Source organism: Brevibacterium sp. CS2, assembly GCF_005280295.1.
GTDB classification, from domain to species: domain Bacteria; phylum Actinomycetota; class Actinomycetes; order Actinomycetales; family Brevibacteriaceae; genus Brevibacterium; species Brevibacterium pityocampae.
On the sequence record NZ_CP040020.1, the window covers coordinates 2,406,114 to 2,422,180 of the forward strand.

Sequence of the window (16,067 nt, forward strand, 5' to 3'; positions counted from 1 at the left end):
CATGTCTGCGAAGGAGTCCCCGATGACAGTCACGAACGAAGCCCCGGTGCACGAGATCGATCTCTCCACCGCGGCCGCGGACAAGGTCCGCAGCCTCCTCCAGCAGGAGGGCCGGGACGATCTCCGGCTCCGGGTGGCGGTGCAGCCGGGCGGCTGCTCGGGCCTGATCTACCAGCTCTACTTCGACGAGCGGTTCCTCGACGGCGATGCCGTGCGGAACTTCGGCGGCGTCGAAGTCATCGTCGACCGGATGAGCGTGCCGTATCTGAACGGCTCGACCATCGACTTCTCGGACACCATCGAGAAGCAGGGCTTCACGATCGACAACCCGAATGCGGGCGGTTCGTGCGCCTGCGGTGACTCCTTCCACTGAGGCCGCGGCGGCGGATCCCGATCCGCACCGCGAACCGCCTCCGCCGGAGTCCGGAGACGACATGGACCTGGGTGATCTGCGCGCCGTCGGCGAGCTGCGCAGCATCACCCAGGTCCTCTCTGCGTATCGAGCCGGACTGTTCCCCATGGGGCTGGGGGAGGGCGGCTCCGGGCCGATCGGCTGGTGGGCACCGCGCCGCCGTGGCGTGCTGCGGCCCGGTGAGCTGCACGTCTCCACCAGCCTGCGGCGGTCCATGCGAAGGTTCTCCGTGACGGTCGACACGGATTTCGCCGCGGTCGTACGGGCGTGCGCCGACCCGGCCCGGCCCGGGGCCTGGATCACCGAGGAGTTCATCGAGCTCTACCTCGTGCTCCACCGGGCGGGGTATGCGCATTCGGTCGAGGTCCGGGCCGACGAAGAGCTCGTCGGCGGCCTCTACGGGGTCGCACTCGGGGGAGTGTTCGCCGGGGAATCGATGTTCCACACCCGCACCGACGCCTCGAAGGCGGCACTCGCGCACCTCGTCGGGATCCTCGACGGCGCAGACGATCCCGCCCCCTGGCTCATCGACACGCAATGGCGGACTCCGCACCTCGCGCGCCTCGGCGTGTCGGAGATCAGCGCCTTCGAGTACCTGTCCGCCCTGCGAAGCGCGCTCGAGCGGAATCATTCGCAGGCTTTTCTCACCGATTGAGCAGTTGAGTGTGATTTTCTACCGTGCGTAGCGGTAAGGTATGTGGAGACAGAATCAGAATTCGGTGATCCGCCCCGCCGGCGGCGGCCAGCACGGCGCGCAGGAGTGCGCGCGGGCGGGCCCACCAGGGCGGACGGTCATCGACGGAAGTTGTGAAAGGCTGCACGTGGATTCTCCGAATCAGCCAGTGCGCGGCAAGCGACGGATCTGGCCCAGACGGCTCGTGGCCGTCGGCGCAGTTGCCATGACAGCCCTCCTCGCCGGGTGCTCCCGCGAGGTCTGGGAGGTCGGGTTCTTCCCGGTGGAGTCCAAGGGAGCGACCTCCCACACGGACGCCTACACCGCGCTGTGGAACGGCGGCTGGATCGCCGCCCTGCTCGTCGGCCTCGTCACCTGGGGACTCATCCTCTGGTGCGTCATCGCCTTCCGGCGCAAGAAGTCGGACCGGGGCCTGCCAGTGCAGCTGGCCTACAACATGCCGATCGAGATCCTCTACACGGTCATCCCGATCATCCTCGTCGTGGGCTTCTTCTTCCACAACGTCAGCGCCCTCGAGAAGACCATCGACGACGAGACGCCGGGAGAGCAGGTCATCGAGGTCGTCGGCAAGCAGTGGGCCTGGGACTTCAACTATGTGACCGAGGACGTCCACTACGCCGGCGTCCAGGTCAACCTCGACGGCACCGAGCAGCCGGGCTACGACGCACCGACGCTCTACCTGCCGGCCGACACCGACATCGAACTCGTCATGCGCTCGCGCGACGTCATCCACTCCTTCTGGGTCCCCGCCTTCCTCGAGAAGCGCGACATGATCCCGGGACGCGAGTCGTCGATCCACCTTCGTCCCCTCAAGGAGGGCACCTACGTGGGCAAGTGCGCCGAGCTCTGCGGTGAGTTCCACGCAGAGATGCTCTTCAACGTCGAGGTCGTTCCGGAGAACGAGTTCATCGAATACACGGACAGCCTGCGCGAGCAGGGCAACACCGGCATCCTCGGCCCGGATTACGACCGCACCGAGTGGTACCAGAATCCCTATGAGCAGGAAGAGGGGGCTGAACAATGACAGCCGTCGCTGAGAACCGGTCCACGACCGCGGTGACCCGGGATCCGCTCCCCAGGAGCAAGGGTCGGATCGTCGTCGACTGGATCACCTCCACCGACCACAAGACCATCGGGTACATGTACCTGATCGCCTCCTTCATCTTCTTCTGCATCGGCGGCGTCATGGCGCTGCTCATCCGGCTCGAGCTGTTCGAGCCCGGGATGCAGATCATCGAGACGAAGGAGCAGTACAACCAGCTGTTCACCATGCACGGCACGATCATGCTGCTGATGTTCGCGACCCCGCTGTTCTCCGGGTTCGCCAATGTCATCATGCCGCTGCAGATCGGCGCGCCGGACGTCGCGTTCCCGCGTCTCAACGCCTTCGCGTTCTGGCTCTTCCTGTTCGGCAGCCTCATCGCGCTCGCCGGCTTCCTCACCCCGCAGGGTTCTGCCTCGTTCGGCTGGACCGCCTACGCCCCGCTGTCGAACACGACCTTCACTCCGGGGGTCGGCGGACACCTGTGGGTCATGGGCCTGGCGTTCCAGGGCTTCGGCACGATCCTCGGCTCGGTGAACTTCATCACCACGATCATCACCATGCGTGCGCCGGGCATGACGATGTTCCGGATGCCGATCTTCACCTGGAACGTCCTCATCACCGGCATCCTCGTGATGATGGCCTTCCCGCCGCTGGCCGCCGCGCTGCTCGCGCTCGGTGCGGACCGCATCCTCGGTGCCCACGTGTTCAGCCCGGAGAACGGTGGGCCGATCCTCTGGCAGCACCTGTTCTGGTTCTTCGGCCACCCCGAGGTGTACGTCATCGCACTGCCGTTCTTCGGCATCGTGTCGGAGATCTTCCCGGCCTTCAGCCGCAAGCCGATCTTCGGATACAAGGGCCTCGTCTACGCGACGATCGCGATCGCCGCGCTGTCCGTCACCGTGTGGGCCCACCACATGTACGTCACCGGTGCGGTCCTCCTCCCGTTCTTCGCGTTCATGACGATGCTCATCGCGGTGCCGACGGGTGTGAAGATCTACAACTGGATCGGCACGATGTGGCGCGGTTCCCTGACCTTCGAGACTCCGATGCTCTGGTCCCTCGGGTTCCTCGTGTCGTTCGTGTTCGGCGGGCTGACCGGGGTCATCCTCGCCAGCCCGGTCCTCGATCAGCAGGTGTCCGATTCGTACTTCGTCGTCGCCCACTTCCACTACGTCATCTTCGGCACGGTCGTGTTCGCGATGTTCGCCGGGTTCTACTTCTGGTGGCCGAAGTGGACGGGGCGGATGCTCAACGAGTCGCTCGGCAAGATCCACTTCTGGCTGCTGTTCATCGGCTTCCACATGACGTTCCTCATCCAGCACTGGATGGGTGCCGATGGCATGCCGCGCCGGTACGCGGATTTCCTGCCGCAGGACGGCTGGACGTGGATGAACCAGATCTCCACCGTGGGTTCGCTGATCCTGGGTCTGTCGATGATCCCGTTCTTCTGGAACGTCTGGGTCACCGCCCGCAGGGCACCGAAGGTCACGGTGAACGACCCGTGGGGCTACGGCTCCTCCCTCGAGTGGGCGACCTCGTGCCCGCCGCCGCGCCACAACTTCACCTCGCTGCCCCGGATCCGCTCCGAGCGCCCTGCGTTCGACGCGAACCACCCGGAGCTGCTCGAGCTGGCCGGCTACGATCGTGACGCGTACGCAGTGGTGGAGAGGACGAAGAAGTGAAGACATCAGCCATCATCTTCAGCTCGGGCATCCTGTTCTTCCTCCCGATCGCCTTCATCTACGGGTTCCTCACCGACTTCCAGGAGCTCGTCGGATTCCCGGCGATCCTCCTCGTCGGGCTCATGTCCCTGATGATCGGCGGGTACCTCTTCCTCCACGACAGGAGCATCGGACGGATCGCCGCCGACGACCTCGACGGCGAGATCTCCGATGAAGCCTATGAGTACGGCTTCTACAGCCCGTGGAGCTGGTGGCCGATCACCGTCGCCACCGGTGCCGGGATCTGCTTCGTCGGCGTGGCCGTCGGATGGTGGATCGTTCCGTTCGGAGGACTCATCGCCCTGGTCGGACTCGTCGGACTCGTCTACGAATACGATCGCGGCAACCACGCGCACTGAGCGCAGGCGCATAGCGCAGGCACGCTGAGGCGGGGCCGGGACTCATGTCCCGGCCCCGCTTCTCTGCGTGTGCCTTCAGGCGACCCGGGGGCGCCTCCCGTGATTGCTTGTTCCGGGGGAATTGGAACCGAGCGAGTGCGTGATCCGCGGTAGGATACTCGATCCTCTGGGCGCACGGGCGACGAACTGCGGTGATCGGGCGTGCAGGAGAGTTCGACGGGTTCAGGCGAACACTGCTGCGGCCAGGAAGAAGGCCCAGGCGGTACACGTGCGCAGCGGTGAAGGGTGCGGCGAAGGTATCAGCACGACCAGCTGAAATCGGCGATCCTGCGACCGCCGGTGCCCCGTTCCCGAGGAGTACAGCTTCACTGCGCTCCAGGAAGCGATGGTGTCCAGCAACTCCCCGACGATCGGTTCGTTCCTCCGAGACCGCACTGCATCGGACTCCAACGGATGCTCGATCTGGCGTGGGGGCTACGCCACGACCACCGACTATCCGCAGCGGCGAACCTCATGAGGCCCGGATCGCTGCAGTCGCGGCGGCGCTGTCCGAGGCGGCGCCGAACCCCCCTGCTCTCGCTCAGAAACCCAGCACCGCGGCCGACTTCGATACGTGTCTGCAACAACGCAGACTGCTGTGGCGGTCGTGGACTCGTGGAATGCGCAGTCTGCGACTGCGGCAGCAGTTTCCGTTGCGATCTCTCTGGGGTGTGAGACGAGGGCGAACCAGCGCTGAACTCAGTGAGCCGGAGTCGGCGAGTGATGGGCTGCGATTGACGGTCGAGCGCGAAGGCCAGCCGTGACGTGCCGGACGCCTCGTCCGCTCGGACGGAGCCTCGGGGGAGGGGACTGGGGGCCTGCATGTGATCGGACGAGCAGTCCGGCGAGCAGCCGTTCGCAGGACCGGGTGAACGGCCGAGGGCCGGACTGTCGGTGACAGTCCGGCCCTCGGCCTCGTGCGAGCGGATCTCCGCTCAGTGTCCGCGCGGGAGCTCTCCACCGGAGTGCGATCCGGCGTCGACGCCGTGGTCACCATGATCGTGGTGAGCGGCATCGAGCTCGTCCTTGGTCACCGGGGCGACGCGATCCTCGTAGAAGAACTTCGAGATCGCTGCTCGGCGACGCTCCCACTTCGAGATCTTCCCATCGGGGTCCGGCTCGGCGGGGACGTACTCGGGGGACTCGAAGGAGCTCAGCGCCCACACCTCGTGATCGGTGTGCACCTTGTGGCGCTCCTGGTACTCGCCGTGGGGCAGGCGGATGATCTCGCCGCTCTCGTAGCCGTGCAGGATGATCTCGCGGTCCTTCCGCTGCAGTCCGAGGCAGATCCGCTTCGTCACGATGTACGCGATGATCGGGCCGGCGAAGAACAGGAAGCGGAAGATGTAGATCATGTCGTTGAGCGACATGTGGAAGAACACCGCCATGAGGTCACCGGAGGCAGCTGCCCACATCACGGCGTACCAGACGACCGCCGCCATGCCGAAGGCGGTGCGCGTGGGGTTGTTGCGCGGGCGGTCGAGGATGTGGTGCTCGCGGTGGTCCTTGGTGACCCACGCCTCGACGAACGGCCAGGCGGCCATCGCACCGAACAGCAGCGCGGCGATGAGCAGCGCGGAGAAGATGTTGAAGCTGATCGGCCATCCGAAGATGTAGAACTCGGTCCAGCCCGGGATGATGCGGAGGAAGCCGTCCATCCAGCCGATGTACCAGTCCGGCTGCGTGCCGGCGGAGACGGGGGAGGGATCGTACGGCCCGTAGTTCCACACCGGGTTGATGGTGAAGAAGCCGGAGATCAGCGCCAGCAGGCCGAAGATCATGAAGAAGAACCCGCCGCCCTTGGCCGCGAAGGTCGGGAGCACCGGCTCGCCGACGACGTTCTTCTCGGTGTGCCCGGCGCCCGGCCACTGCGTGTGCTTGTGGATGACGACGAACATCAGGTGGACGCCGATGGCAGCGATGAGCAGCGCCGGGACGATCATGATGTGGAGCGAGTAGAGGCGCGACACGATGTCGATGCCGGGGAACTCGCCGCCGAACAGGAAGAACGACACATAGGTGCCGACGAGCGGGATGCCCTTGAGCAGGCCGTCGATGATCCGCAGGCCGTTGCCGGAGAGCAGGTCGTCGGGCAGCGAGTAGCCGGTGAAGCCGGCACCCATGCCGAGCGCGATGAGAGCGATGCCGATGAGCCAGTTGATCTCGCGCGGGCGGCGGAACGCACCGGTGAAGAAGATGCGCAGCGCGTGGATGCTCACCGCGGCCATGAACAGCAGAGCCGCCCAGTGGTGCATCTGGCGGATGAACAGGCCGCCGCGGATCTCGAAGGAGATCGCCAGCGTCGAGGCGTAAGCCTCGGACATCTCGACGCCCTTGAGCGGGATGTACGGACCCTCGTAGTGGAGCTCGCCCATCGCCGGCTTGAACCAGAACGTGAGGAAGGTGCCCGTGAGGATGAGGATGATGAAGGTGTAGAGGGCCACCTCACCGAGCATGAAGGACCAGTGGGAAGGGAAGATCTTGCGACCGAACTCCTTCACCATCTTCGAGGCGCCTACGCGGCTCTCGGTGAACTGTGCCGCTTTTCCGACAGCGGTCGTCGCGGGTGCTGTGCTCATTGCTCGGAGGTCTCCCTGGTGTTGATCTCCCAGAACGTCGGGCCGACGGGATCCACGAAGTCGCGCTGGGCGACCAGGTAGCCCTCGTCATCGACGGCGATGGGAAGCTGCGGAAGCGGACGCTTGGCCGGGCCGAAGATGACCGCGCAGTGGTTGGTCACGTCGAAGGTCGACTGGTGGCACGGGCACAGGAGGTGGTGGGTCTGGTGCTCGTAGAGGGCGACCGGGCAGCCGACGTGGGTGCAGATCTTGGAGTAGGCGACGATGCCGTCGACACCCCAGTCCTCCTTCGCCGGATCCGTGTTGAGCTCCTGCGGATCGATCCGCATGAGGAGCACGGCGGCCTTGGCCTTCTCGTTGAGCGGGTGCTCGGACTCGTACATCTTCTCCGGGATCACGTGGAACGCGGAGCCGATGGTGACGTCCTCGGCACGGATGTAGCGGTCCTCGTGGGGCACCATGCCCGGGTCCTGGACGAGGCGCACGCCGGGACCCCAGAGGGTCTTGAAGAGCGAGTCGCCCGGGAGCGGACCGAGATCGCGGAACACGAGCAGCGCCGGCAGGGGAGCGATCGCGACGGCTGCGATGAGGGTGTTGCGCAGCAGCGGGCGACGGGCGATGCCCGACTCCTCCTTGGCCTGGTTGATGATCTCGAGCGCGATCGCCTGGTCCTCCTCGGACCCGGCGATGTCGTGACGGGACTCGACGACCTCGACGTCGGTGATGAGGGTCTTGGCCCACAGGACGATGCCGACTCCGATGGAGAACAGCGCGAGCGTCGCGCCGAGCCCGAGCATCGCGTTCTGCAGTCGGATCGACCCCATCGAGCCGTCCTCGATCGGGAAGAGGAAGTACGACACGATGAACCACAGGGTTCCGATCATCGAGAGGATGAACCATCCCGCGATCTGCCGTTCGGCCATGCGCTCAGCAGCGGGGCTGCTGTCGGTGACTCGGGGCTTGTGCTCGGGAATACCAGGATTGGTGAACCCGTTCACCTGCTCGAGCTGGCTGCCGTGCTCGGCAGTGTGCTGTTTCGAGGTCATTCGCTTCCTCGTCCTTTACTCGATACGGATGAGAACGTGGTGGTCACTTGGACCGCGCCGAGAGCCATACGGTAATGCCGATGACTGCAGCGAGACCGAAGAACCAGATGAACAGGCCCTCGGCGACCGGGCCGAGCGAACCGAGCTTGGCTCCACCGGCGGACGGCTGCTCCGAGACCTCGCGGACGTAGGCGATGACGTCGCGCTTCTGCTCGGGGGTGAGGTTGGCATCGTTGAAGATCGGCATGTTCTGCGGACCGGTCTGCATGGCCTCGTAGAGGTGCTTCTCGGAGACCTCGGAGAGGTTCGGGGCATACTTGCCGCGGGTCAGGGCGCCGCCCGAGCCGACGACGTTGTGGCACATCGCGCAGTTGGTGCGGAAGAGTCCGCCGCCTGCGGCGGGGTCGCCCTGCGAGGCGTCGAGGTACTCGTCCTCCGGAACTGCCGGTCCGGGGCCGAGCGAGGCGACGTACGCCGACATCTGCGAGATCTGCTCCTCGCTGAACTGCGGAGTCTTGACCTGTGCCTGCGGGCCGCTCATCTGCAGCGGCATGCGGCCGGTACCGACCTGGAAGTCCACGGCTGCCGCGCCGACTCCGACGAGGCCGGGCCCGTTCTCGGTGCCCTCGGCGTTCATCCCGTGGCAGGTCGCGCAGTTGGTGACGAAGAGCTTCTCGCCCTCCTCCACGTCCTGAGCCGTGTACTCCTCGGCGGACGCGGTGCTGTTCGTGGTGAACACTGCGTAGGCGCCGCCGGTCATCAACAGACCGACGAGCAGCAGGACCACGAGGGCCATCGGGTGCCGGCGTCGTGCGGCTAGAAGCTTCACAGATTTGTCCTTTTCTTGCTGGAGTCTGGCAGGGCGGGTCTCAGACCGCGATCACTGGAGGATGTAGATCACGGCGAAGAGGCCGACCCACACGACGTCGACGAAGTGCCAGTAGTACGACACGCAGATCGCGAACACGGCTTCCCGGTGACCGAACCGCCTGGCGGCGTAGGTGCGGCCGATGACCAGCAGGAACGCGATCAGGCCGCCGAGCACGTGGAGGCCGTGGAACCCGGTGGTGAGGTAGAAGACCGAGCCGTAGGCGTTCGAGTTGATCGCAACGCCCTCGGAGACGAGGGTGGCGTACTCGTAGACCTGGCCGCCGATGAAGATCGAGCCGAGGAAGAAGGAGGCGTAGTACCACTCGACGAGGCCCCAGCGGCCGACGTTGAGCAGACCGCCGGTGCGGCGCGGCTGGAAGTGCTCGGCCTTGAACACGCCGAGCTGGCAGGTCACCGACGACAGCACCAGGATCGAGGTGTTGCCGAGGGCGAACCAGAACGCGAGCTTCTGCGTTTCCTCGGCCCACATTTCCGGGACGACCGAACGGATCGTGAAGTACATGGCGAAGAGCGCGGCGAAGAACATCAGCTCGCTCGACAGCCACACGATGAACCCTACGGTTGTCGTGTTCGGCCTGTTGACGACTGGATGAACCGGCGCTGTTTGAGATGCAGTGGCAGTGGACACGCCCCCATTATTACCCAGTCCCAAGAATAAATTCACCTTTTGCTCAGGTTCGCCGGGGACATTTTCTACGGCGTGTAGCGGAAAGCCCGAGAACTCGCGGATCCGTGTGACGTGCGGGAACACGCTCCCTCGCGTGTCGGTTCCGCCGATCGGACCGCGGACGCGCCGGCACGGGCGGCGTAGCATGATGGAGCCGTCCCCTTCCCGGGGTGAGACCCGGAGTCCCATCGAACACCGCAGCCCAGAGAGAGGTCCCCCGAATGAGCGCACAGTCCCGACCCGCGAACGCGTCTGCCGTCGTCTCGGATGTGCGCAACTGGCCCGACCTGCTCGTCGCCCTCATGTCGCGGCAGGATCTCGACGCCGGGACCGCGGCGTGGGCGATGGACGAGATCATGTCCGGCAACGTCCCCGACGTCACCATGGCCGCTTTCCTGGTGGCCCACCACGGGAAAGGGGAGACGGTCGAGGAGATCAGCGGTCTCGTCGAAGCGATGATGGCTCATGCGGTGACGCTCGACGGGCTCTCCGACGCCGTCGACATCGTCGGCACCGGCGGCGACCGGGCGAAGACGGTGAACATCTCCTCGACCGCCTCGTTCATCATCGCCGCCTCCGGGCAGCGTCTCGTCAAGCACGGCAACCGGGCCACGTCCTCGGCCTCGGGGTCCGCCGACGTCCTCGAGGCGCTCGGACTCACCCTCGACCTCACGCCCGCGCAGACCGTCGGGCTCGCCCGCGAGGTGGGGATGGCGTTCTGCTTCGCGAACGTCTACCACCCGGCGATGCGATTCATCGCCCCGGTGCGGAAGGCCATCAAGGTGCCCTCGGCCTTCAACATCCTGGGCCCCCTCACCAATCCGGCCCGCACCCGTGCCACCGCGATCGGTGTCGCCGATCCCGCGATGGCACCGCTCGTCGCCGGGGTGCTCGCCCGACGCGGCGACACGGCGCTCGTGTTCCGGTCCGGCGACGGCCTCGACGAGCTCAGCACCACCGCGGTCAACGACGTCTGGGAGGTCCGTGACGGCTCGGTCGTCCATTCGACCTTCGACGCGACCGCCCTCGACCTCCCGCGGGTCTCCAAGGACGATCTGCGTGGCGGTGACCCGGAGTTCAACGCCTGGGTGATGACCCGGGTGCTTGAGGGCGAGCGGTCCCCGGTGCGCGATGTCGTCATCCTCAATGCGGCGGCCGCGCTCGTCGCAGCCGATCGGGAGGCCGAGGGTGCTCTGACCGATCGGCTCGCCGCGAAGTCCGGGATCGCCGCCGAGGCGCTCGATTCCGGGGCCGCCCGCCGCAAGCTCGGTGAGCTGATCGAGGCGTCACACCGCTGGGGTGCCGCCGAGCGGACCGAATGACCCGAGGACGCGCCCGAAGCCGGTGAGCGGCTCGCTCCAGCCGCCGGTGGTGCGCACCAGCCGCGTGCTCCCGTCGGCCAGCCGCCGATGGATCAGCGCGGTCTCCTGGGCGAGCGCCGCCGGCGCATCCACGGACGGCTGCTCGACGTGCTCGGCGGTGAGCCGCAGCGACTCGATCGCCGGATAGGGATTGACGCCCCCCGGCACGCGGGCGCTCCCGGCGAGCCGGCCCCAGCGGACGAGGGCGAGGTCCCAGCCGCCCCCCGGCGTCGGCACGGCGGCGACGCACTCCTCGATCGCAGCGAGCCCGGCCTGCCGCTCCTGGGCGGCGAGCGAGGAGAGCAGCCCGGTCATCGCGTCGCGCACCTCGGCGGCGGTCTCGAAGCGCTCGCCCGCGGTGAGGGCGGCCATGCGCTCCCGGCAGCGCCGGACGAACTCCGCCGGGTCGCCGACGAGGAGATCGTGGACGCCGGTGATGCCGGCCCGGTAGGCCTCGGCGTCCCAGTTCCCGGCGCACGGTCCGCCGCAGCGACCGAGCTCCCCGGAGGCGCACGGGGCGAAGGCGGCGTGGTGCGGCTTCTGCGTGCACTGCTTGAGCGGGAAGAGGCGGTCCAGGGCGCGCTTGGCCTCCTGGGCGCGGCGGTGGGTCCGGAACGGCCCGAGCCGGCGCGCGGCGTCGTCCGCCGAGGCCGGTGCTGTCCGCACGACCGAGAGGCGCGGGAACTCCTCGTCGGTGAGCCGGAGCCAGGTGCGGCGTTCCGGATGCTTGGACCGTCGGTTGTAGGGCGGGGCGAGCTCGCCGATGAGCCTGACCTCCCTGACCTCCGCCTCGAGGTGCGTGTCGCAGGGGACCGTGCTGACCTCCTGGGCGGCGGTGATCATCTCCGCCATGCGACCGCGGGTCTCCCCGGCCGTGAAGTAGTTGCGCACGCGGGCCCGCATGTTCCGGCTCACCCCGATGTAGAGCACCCGCCGGGAGCCGTCGAGGAACATGTACACACCGGGTCCTTCCGGGACCCCCGTGGCGAGGTGGGCCTTGGTGCGGCGCTTCTGCCATCCGGCCGGCTTGAGGCGCTGGAGGTCTTCGAGGGTGGTGATGCCGAAGGTGCCGAAGCGGTCGAACAGCCGGTGGAGGATCTCCCCGGTCGCCCGCGCATCCGCCAGTGCCCGGTGGTCCGGGGCCACCGCGGTGCCGAAATGCGCGGCGAGTGTGCCGAGCTTGTGGTTGACGACCTCTCCGCGGGGCACGACCTGGCGGGCGAGCTTGACGGTGTCGAGCACGGGCGGGTCCGGCCAGGCGTAGTCGAGCGAGCTGCAGGCGGCCTTGAGGTAGCCGATGTCGAAGCCTGCGTTGTGGGCGACGAGGACGGATCCCCGCGCGAACTCGAGGAACGCGGGGAGCACCGAATCGAGTTCCGGGGCGCCGGCGACCATGCCGTTGGTGATCCCGGTCAGTCGTTCGACGAACGGGGAGATCGTGCTCGTGCGCGGCCGGACCAGGGTGGAGAACTCGCCGAGCACCTCGCCGCTGCGGAGCTTGACCGCGCCGATCTCGGTGATGTCGGTCGAGCCGGTCGTCTCGAGGTCGACGACGACGAAGGTCACCTCTTCCAGCGGGGTGCCGAGATCGCTGAGGTCGAGCTGCCCGGAGCGCGGCCGCTCGTCCCGGTCGAAAGCCCTCGGGGCGCGGTGGATGGACATGGCTGACATCCTGCCACGCGGGACGGACACGGGGGTCGGGGATGCGGGCAGGGCGGCCGCCGGCGGGGCCGTGTCCGCACCTCCGTCTAGGGTCTGGAACGTGCACCTGACACCGTGCGTCGCAGCCGCGGCGCACCGATCGAGGAGGACCTCATGATCATCGAATGCACCGATCCCGGCCACGGCACGGACGAGCGCACGGGCGCGGTCGTGTGCCCGGACCCCGACTGCCTGGTCGCCGCCGTCCACTCCGGTCCGGATCCGATGGACCGACTGCCCGCCGTGCGCCCCGACTGGATCCTCGAGAGTCCGGATCACCTCGATCGTCTCGAGGTCGAGGCGCTCGCGGTGCTCGGCGACTGCGGCCTCGTGCCGCAGGTCGTGGCGCCGGGGGAGGACGACCGGGAGGCCGACTACGTGCCCTTCGCTCCGGCGATCCGCCGGGTCGGCTGATCAGACCTGCGCCCCGCCGCCGGGATCGCTGCGGTGCTCGGCCGGCAGGTTGAGGAAGAGCATGAGGCCCGAGGCCATGCTGATGCCGAGGAGCACGAGCACCGCGATGCCCGGCACGGGCCGGAAGAAGATCGCCATGACGAGGAGAGCGCCGACCCCGCCGACGAGCCCGACGACGGAGAGCACGAAGAGCGGGGGCGCACTGCGCCAGCCGATCCGCTCCGGGGCCGGTGGGACCCAGTCCTCGTCCTCCTCGAGCCGCTCGCGGATCTCGTCGGTGGACATCTCCGGGACGAAGCCCGACTGCGCCTCGATCCCGGACACCATGGACTCCCAGTCCGCATCCGGGATGCGCTCGGCGTCGGGCAGGCGTTCGCGATCCGGGTCACCGGAGGATCCCGGGAGGCCGCCGGAGCCGGTCATGGCCGAGACCTCGGGGAGTCCGCGGCGGCGTCGCGCATGCGGCGGATCTCGGTGAGGACGAGGGACGCGTCGTAGTCGAGTGTGGCGACGTGGCGACTGCGGCGCAGGGAGACCGTGCGCACCGGCCCGGCGAGCCGGGCGCGCAGCTGTCGCGCCGACCACGGTCCCACGACGTTGTCGGTGCCCGACTGGCAGATGACCGTGGGCACGGTGATCCGCCACAGGCGCTGCAGCAGTGAGCGCTGGCCGCGCTGCATCGAAGCGATGGCGCGCAGCGGGGTGCGCGGGTAGGCGACCTCGTCCTGGTCGGGCAGCTCGATGTCGTTGCCGATCGCCGCGACGCTCGGCACGAGGTGCTGAAGGAGGGGGAGCGCGGTCCGCAGCGGGGAATCGACCCGCAGGGCAGGATTGACGAGGACGAGGCCGAAGATCTCACCGAGCGCGCCCTCCCGGTCGCCTGCCGGAGCGGCTGCGGCGAGTTCGAGGGCGAGTGCCCCGCCCATCGAGAGGCCCGCCACGACGACTGCGGAGTGGCGCCCGCGGAGGTCGGCGAGCTCGCGCGCCGCCGCAGTGCGCCAGTCGGCCCAGGTGGCAGCGTTGAGATCCTGCCAGACGGTGCCGTGTCCCGGCAGCAGCGGAACACGCACCGCGGTGCCGTCGGCGATGAGCTGCTCGGCGATCGGCCGCCAGGCGGCGGGGGAGCCGGTGATGCCGTGGAGCAGCAGCACGCCGACCTCGGACGGGGCGTCAAAGGTCAGCGCGGAGGCCGGGCGCTCGGCTGCGATCGTGCTTCCGGGAGGTGCCGTCATGCGTTCCAGAATGCCACACCGCGCCGCAGCCGCAGAGAGCCCGTGCTTCCTCACTGGAAGGGCGTCGGTGACGCACAGCCCAGAGGCGGCGAGTGTGCGGTGGGTGCGGTGGGCGCGGTGCCGATCGCAGCGGATCCGAGGACGCCTCCGTGTAGTAGTCTCGGACCGTTCGACCGCCCGTGTGGAAAGGGACACCGTGTTCTACTGGCTGCTCAAGACCATCGTCGTCGGGCCGGTCGCGCGTGCCCTGTTCCGGCCGTGGGTGCGCGGGCTGGAGAACATCCCGGAGACCGGCGGTGCGATCATCGCGGGCAACCACCTGTCCTTCATCGACTCGATCTTCGTGCCGCTGGCGGTTCCCCGGCCGGTCGTCTACCTCGCGAAGAACGACTACTTCGTCGGCCGCGGGATCAAGGGCACGGTGACCCGGTGGTTCTTCAAGCTCACCAACCAGTTGCCGATCGACCGGTCCGGGGGCTCGGCCTCGGAGGCCTCGCTCGACGCCGGGCTCAGGGTGCTCCGCCGCGGGGACCTCCTGGGGATCTACCCCGAGGGCACCCGCAGCCCCGACGGGCGGCTGTACCGCGGGCGGACCGGGATCGCGCGCCTCGTCATGGAGGCCGGCGTGCCCGTGGTGCCCGTCGCGCTCATCGGCACCGACAAGGTGCAGCCCGAGGGACGGACCATCCCGCGCCTGCGTCGGGTGGGGATCGTGTTCGGCAAGCCGCTCGACTTCAGCGAGTACGCCGGCATGCAGGGTGACCGGTTCCTGCTGCGCTCGGTGACCGACGAGATCATGTACGAGATCCTGCGCCTGTCCGGGCAGGAGTACGTCGACACCTATGCCTCATCGGTGAAGACGAAGCTGCTGACCTCGACCAAGCCGACGAACCGGACCGAGGAGACCTCCGGGAACGCCGCCGGGAACGCCGCCGGGAGCGGATCCGTCGGCGGCGAGGCCGCCGGTGGGGCGCCTGCGACGGCTGCTCCGCGGTGACGGCGACCCGCCGATGCTGGTCGCTCCCCGGTGCGGGCGCACCGGCCGTCACCGCGGAGAGATTCCGGTCGCTCGGCGTTCGATTACTCCGGTAACGGCGACACGCCGAATCGTTATCCCGTGCTTCGTTGTCCGCGCCCGCACCAGCGCATAAGTTCAAGGGTGTAACTTTCCCTGGGTCCGCGAGCGCCCGGTGCGGTAGAATCACTGGAGACAACCGATCCGGTGCTCGCAGGCCCTGCTTCCCCCAGGGACATGAAGGAGGAGTCGGTGTGAACCGCTCAAGTCAGGAACAGGCCCGTTCCACAGCAGTGCCGCCGGCCGCGCAGGGTCTGCTGTTCGACGACGATCTGCCTGTGCTCGACGAGGAGGCCGGCTACCGCGGTCCCACCGTCTGCCGCGTCGTCGACATCACCTACCGTCAGCTCGACTACTGGGCACGGACGGATCTGGTGGTCCCGAGCATCCGCACCGCGACCGGCTCCGGCTCGCAGCGCCTCTACAGCTTCCGCGACATCCTCGTGCTCAAGATCGTCAAGCGCCTCCTCGACACCGGTGTGTCCCTCAACCAGATCCGGGTGGCCGTCGGCCACCTGCGTGAGCGGGGCGTCGACGACCTCTCGCAGATCACGCTCATGAGCGACGGCTCGAGCGTCTTCGAATGCACCTCCGCCGACCAGGTCATCGACCTCGTGCAGGGCGGCCAGGGCGTGTTCGGCATCGCCGTGGGCCGGGTCTGGCGCGAGGTCGAGGGCACCCTGTGCGAACTCCCGAGCGAACGTCCTGAGGACGAGGTCGAGATCGTCGACGAGCTCGCCGCCCGGCGCGCCGCACGCAAGTCCAGCTGAGGCAGGAGAGCCCCAGCAGCAGGACCCGCTGACGATGAAGGGCCGTGATGATCATCATCAC

General features: G+C 67.9%; 16 protein-coding genes. 9 read left to right on the plus strand and 7 right to left on the minus strand.

Annotated elements, in window-relative coordinates; genetic code table 11:
- Window positions 1-22: 22 nt before the first annotated feature.
- From FDF13_RS10840 to FDF13_RS10860, 5 genes are all read left to right on the plus strand, one after another.
- Entirely contained in the window at window positions 23-373 is a 351-nt protein-coding gene (locus FDF13_RS10840; protein WP_175406957.1) for an iron-sulfur cluster assembly accessory protein, read from the plus strand.
- A gap of 61 nt (window positions 374-434) precedes the next feature.
- On the plus strand, window positions 435-1,067 hold the full coding sequence (gene aat / locus FDF13_RS10845) for a leucyl/phenylalanyl-tRNA--protein transferase (protein WP_217494856.1): 633 nt from the start codon (window positions 435-437) through the stop codon (window positions 1,065-1,067).
- Between the two features lie 244 nt (window positions 1,068-1,311).
- Complete coding sequence (coxB, locus tag FDF13_RS10850; RefSeq protein ID WP_247619073.1) at window positions 1,312-2,130, plus strand: cytochrome c oxidase subunit II; 819 nt, start codon at window positions 1,312-1,314, stop codon at window positions 2,128-2,130.
- On the plus strand, window positions 2,127-3,833 hold the full coding sequence (gene ctaD / locus FDF13_RS10855; protein WP_137319645.1) for a cytochrome c oxidase subunit I: 1,707 nt from the start codon (window positions 2,127-2,129) through the stop codon (window positions 3,831-3,833). Before coxB ends, ctaD begins: the two co-directional genes overlap by 4 nt.
- The gene (locus tag FDF13_RS10860) at window positions 3,830-4,231 is read left to right on the plus strand and encodes a cytochrome c oxidase subunit 4 (protein WP_137319646.1); all 402 of its coding nucleotides are present in this window, start codon (window positions 3,830-3,832) and stop codon (window positions 4,229-4,231) included. Before ctaD ends, FDF13_RS10860 begins: the two co-directional genes overlap by 4 nt.
- A gap of 974 nt (window positions 4,232-5,205) precedes the next feature.
- On the opposite strand, the gene FDF13_RS10865 is transcribed toward FDF13_RS10860, so the two are convergent.
- Genes FDF13_RS10865 through FDF13_RS10880 form a run of 4 tightly spaced genes read right to left on the minus strand, consistent with a single transcriptional unit; the run spans window position 5,206 to window position 9,312 of the window.
- Entirely contained in the window at window positions 5,206-6,849 is a 1,644-nt protein-coding gene (locus tag FDF13_RS10865; RefSeq protein WP_137319647.1) for a ubiquinol-cytochrome c reductase cytochrome b subunit, read from the minus strand.
- Window positions 6,846-7,895, minus strand: a complete 1,050-nt coding sequence (locus FDF13_RS10870) for a ubiquinol-cytochrome c reductase iron-sulfur subunit (RefSeq protein ID WP_137319648.1) — start codon at window positions 7,893-7,895, stop codon at window positions 6,846-6,848. The genes FDF13_RS10865 and FDF13_RS10870 overlap by 4 nt, the downstream gene beginning before the upstream one ends.
- 43 nt (window positions 7,896-7,938) lie before the next feature.
- Window positions 7,939-8,724, minus strand: coding sequence for a c-type cytochrome (locus tag FDF13_RS10875; protein ID WP_137319649.1), 786 nt, complete (start codon window positions 8,722-8,724; stop codon window positions 7,939-7,941).
- Window positions 8,725-8,775: 51 nt separating this feature from the next.
- Window positions 8,776-9,312: a heme-copper oxidase subunit III gene (locus tag FDF13_RS10880; RefSeq protein ID WP_254668977.1), complete on the minus strand. Its 537-nt coding sequence runs from the start codon at window positions 9,310-9,312 to the stop codon at window positions 8,776-8,778.
- Between the two features lie 362 nt (window positions 9,313-9,674).
- On the opposite strand from FDF13_RS10880, the gene trpD reads away from it, so the two are divergent.
- Window positions 9,675-10,775 carry an anthranilate phosphoribosyltransferase gene (gene trpD / locus FDF13_RS10885; protein ID WP_137319651.1) on the plus strand — a complete coding sequence of 367 codons (1,101 nt, stop codon included), beginning with the start codon at window positions 9,675-9,677 and terminating at the stop codon, window positions 10,773-10,775.
- On the opposite strand, the gene FDF13_RS10890 is transcribed toward trpD, so the two are convergent.
- A complete protein-coding gene (locus tag FDF13_RS10890) occupies window positions 10,740-12,476 on the minus strand; it encodes a DEDD exonuclease domain-containing protein (protein WP_137319652.1) in 1,737 nt (578 codons plus the stop codon). The two genes, trpD and FDF13_RS10890, sit on opposite strands and share 36 nt — an antisense overlap.
- 153 nt (window positions 12,477-12,629) lie before the next feature.
- On the opposite strand from FDF13_RS10890, the gene FDF13_RS10895 reads away from it, so the two are divergent.
- Entirely contained in the window at window positions 12,630-12,929 is a 300-nt protein-coding gene (locus FDF13_RS10895; RefSeq protein WP_137319653.1) for a hypothetical protein, read from the plus strand.
- Here FDF13_RS10895 and FDF13_RS10900 read toward each other — a convergent pair whose 3' ends face one another.
- Window positions 12,930-13,352, minus strand: a complete 423-nt coding sequence (locus FDF13_RS10900; RefSeq protein ID WP_137319654.1) for a hypothetical protein — start codon at window positions 13,350-13,352, stop codon at window positions 12,930-12,932. It abuts the gene before it with no gap.
- Window positions 13,349-14,161, minus strand: a complete 813-nt coding sequence (locus FDF13_RS10905) for a carboxylesterase (RefSeq protein WP_137319655.1) — start codon at window positions 14,159-14,161, stop codon at window positions 13,349-13,351. The genes FDF13_RS10900 and FDF13_RS10905 overlap by 4 nt, the downstream gene beginning before the upstream one ends.
- A 196-nt stretch (window positions 14,162-14,357) precedes the next feature.
- On the opposite strand from FDF13_RS10905, the gene FDF13_RS10910 reads away from it, so the two are divergent.
- Together FDF13_RS10910 and FDF13_RS10915 are read left to right on the plus strand one after the other, a co-directional pair.
- Complete coding sequence (locus FDF13_RS10910; RefSeq protein ID WP_137320475.1) at window positions 14,358-15,158, plus strand: 1-acyl-sn-glycerol-3-phosphate acyltransferase; 801 nt, start codon at window positions 14,358-14,360, stop codon at window positions 15,156-15,158.
- Between the two features lie 272 nt (window positions 15,159-15,430).
- The gene (locus FDF13_RS10915; RefSeq protein WP_137319656.1) at window positions 15,431-16,006 is read left to right on the plus strand and encodes a MerR family transcriptional regulator; all 576 of its coding nucleotides are present in this window, start codon (window positions 15,431-15,433) and stop codon (window positions 16,004-16,006) included.
- Window positions 16,007-16,067: the final 61 nt, after the last annotated feature.

Bases quoted from the DNA above. Each gene is read 5' to 3' on its own strand.
- FDF13_RS10840 (WP_175406957.1), top strand. From the start codon at position 23: ATGACAGTCACGAACGAAGCCCCGGTGCACGAGATCGATCTCTCCACC.
- aat (WP_217494856.1), top strand. From the start codon at position 435: ATGGACCTGGGTGATCTGCGCGCCGTCGGCGAGCTGCGCAGCATCACC.
- coxB (WP_247619073.1), top strand. From the start codon at position 1,312: ATGACAGCCCTCCTCGCCGGGTGCTCCCGCGAGGTCTGGGAGGTCGGG.
- ctaD (WP_137319645.1), top strand. From the start codon at position 2,127: ATGACAGCCGTCGCTGAGAACCGGTCCACGACCGCGGTGACCCGGGAT.
- FDF13_RS10865 (WP_137319647.1), bottom strand. From the start codon at position 6,849: ATGAGCACAGCACCCGCGACGACCGCTGTCGGAAAAGCGGCACAGTTC.
- FDF13_RS10870 (WP_137319648.1), bottom strand. From the start codon at position 7,895: ATGACCTCGAAACAGCACACTGCCGAGCACGGCAGCCAGCTCGAGCAG.
- FDF13_RS10880 (WP_254668977.1), bottom strand. From the start codon at position 9,312: ATGTTCTTCGCCGCGCTCTTCGCCATGTACTTCACGATCCGTTCGGTC.
- trpD (WP_137319651.1), top strand. From the start codon at position 9,675: ATGAGCGCACAGTCCCGACCCGCGAACGCGTCTGCCGTCGTCTCGGAT.
- FDF13_RS10890 (WP_137319652.1), bottom strand. From the start codon at position 12,476: ATGTCCATCCACCGCGCCCCGAGGGCTTTCGACCGGGACGAGCGGCCG.
- FDF13_RS10895 (WP_137319653.1), top strand. From the start codon at position 12,630: ATGATCATCGAATGCACCGATCCCGGCCACGGCACGGACGAGCGCACG.
- FDF13_RS10900 (WP_137319654.1), bottom strand. From the start codon at position 13,352: ATGACCGGCTCCGGCGGCCTCCCGGGATCCTCCGGTGACCCGGATCGC.
- FDF13_RS10905 (WP_137319655.1), bottom strand. From the start codon at position 14,161: ATGACGGCACCTCCCGGAAGCACGATCGCAGCCGAGCGCCCGGCCTCC.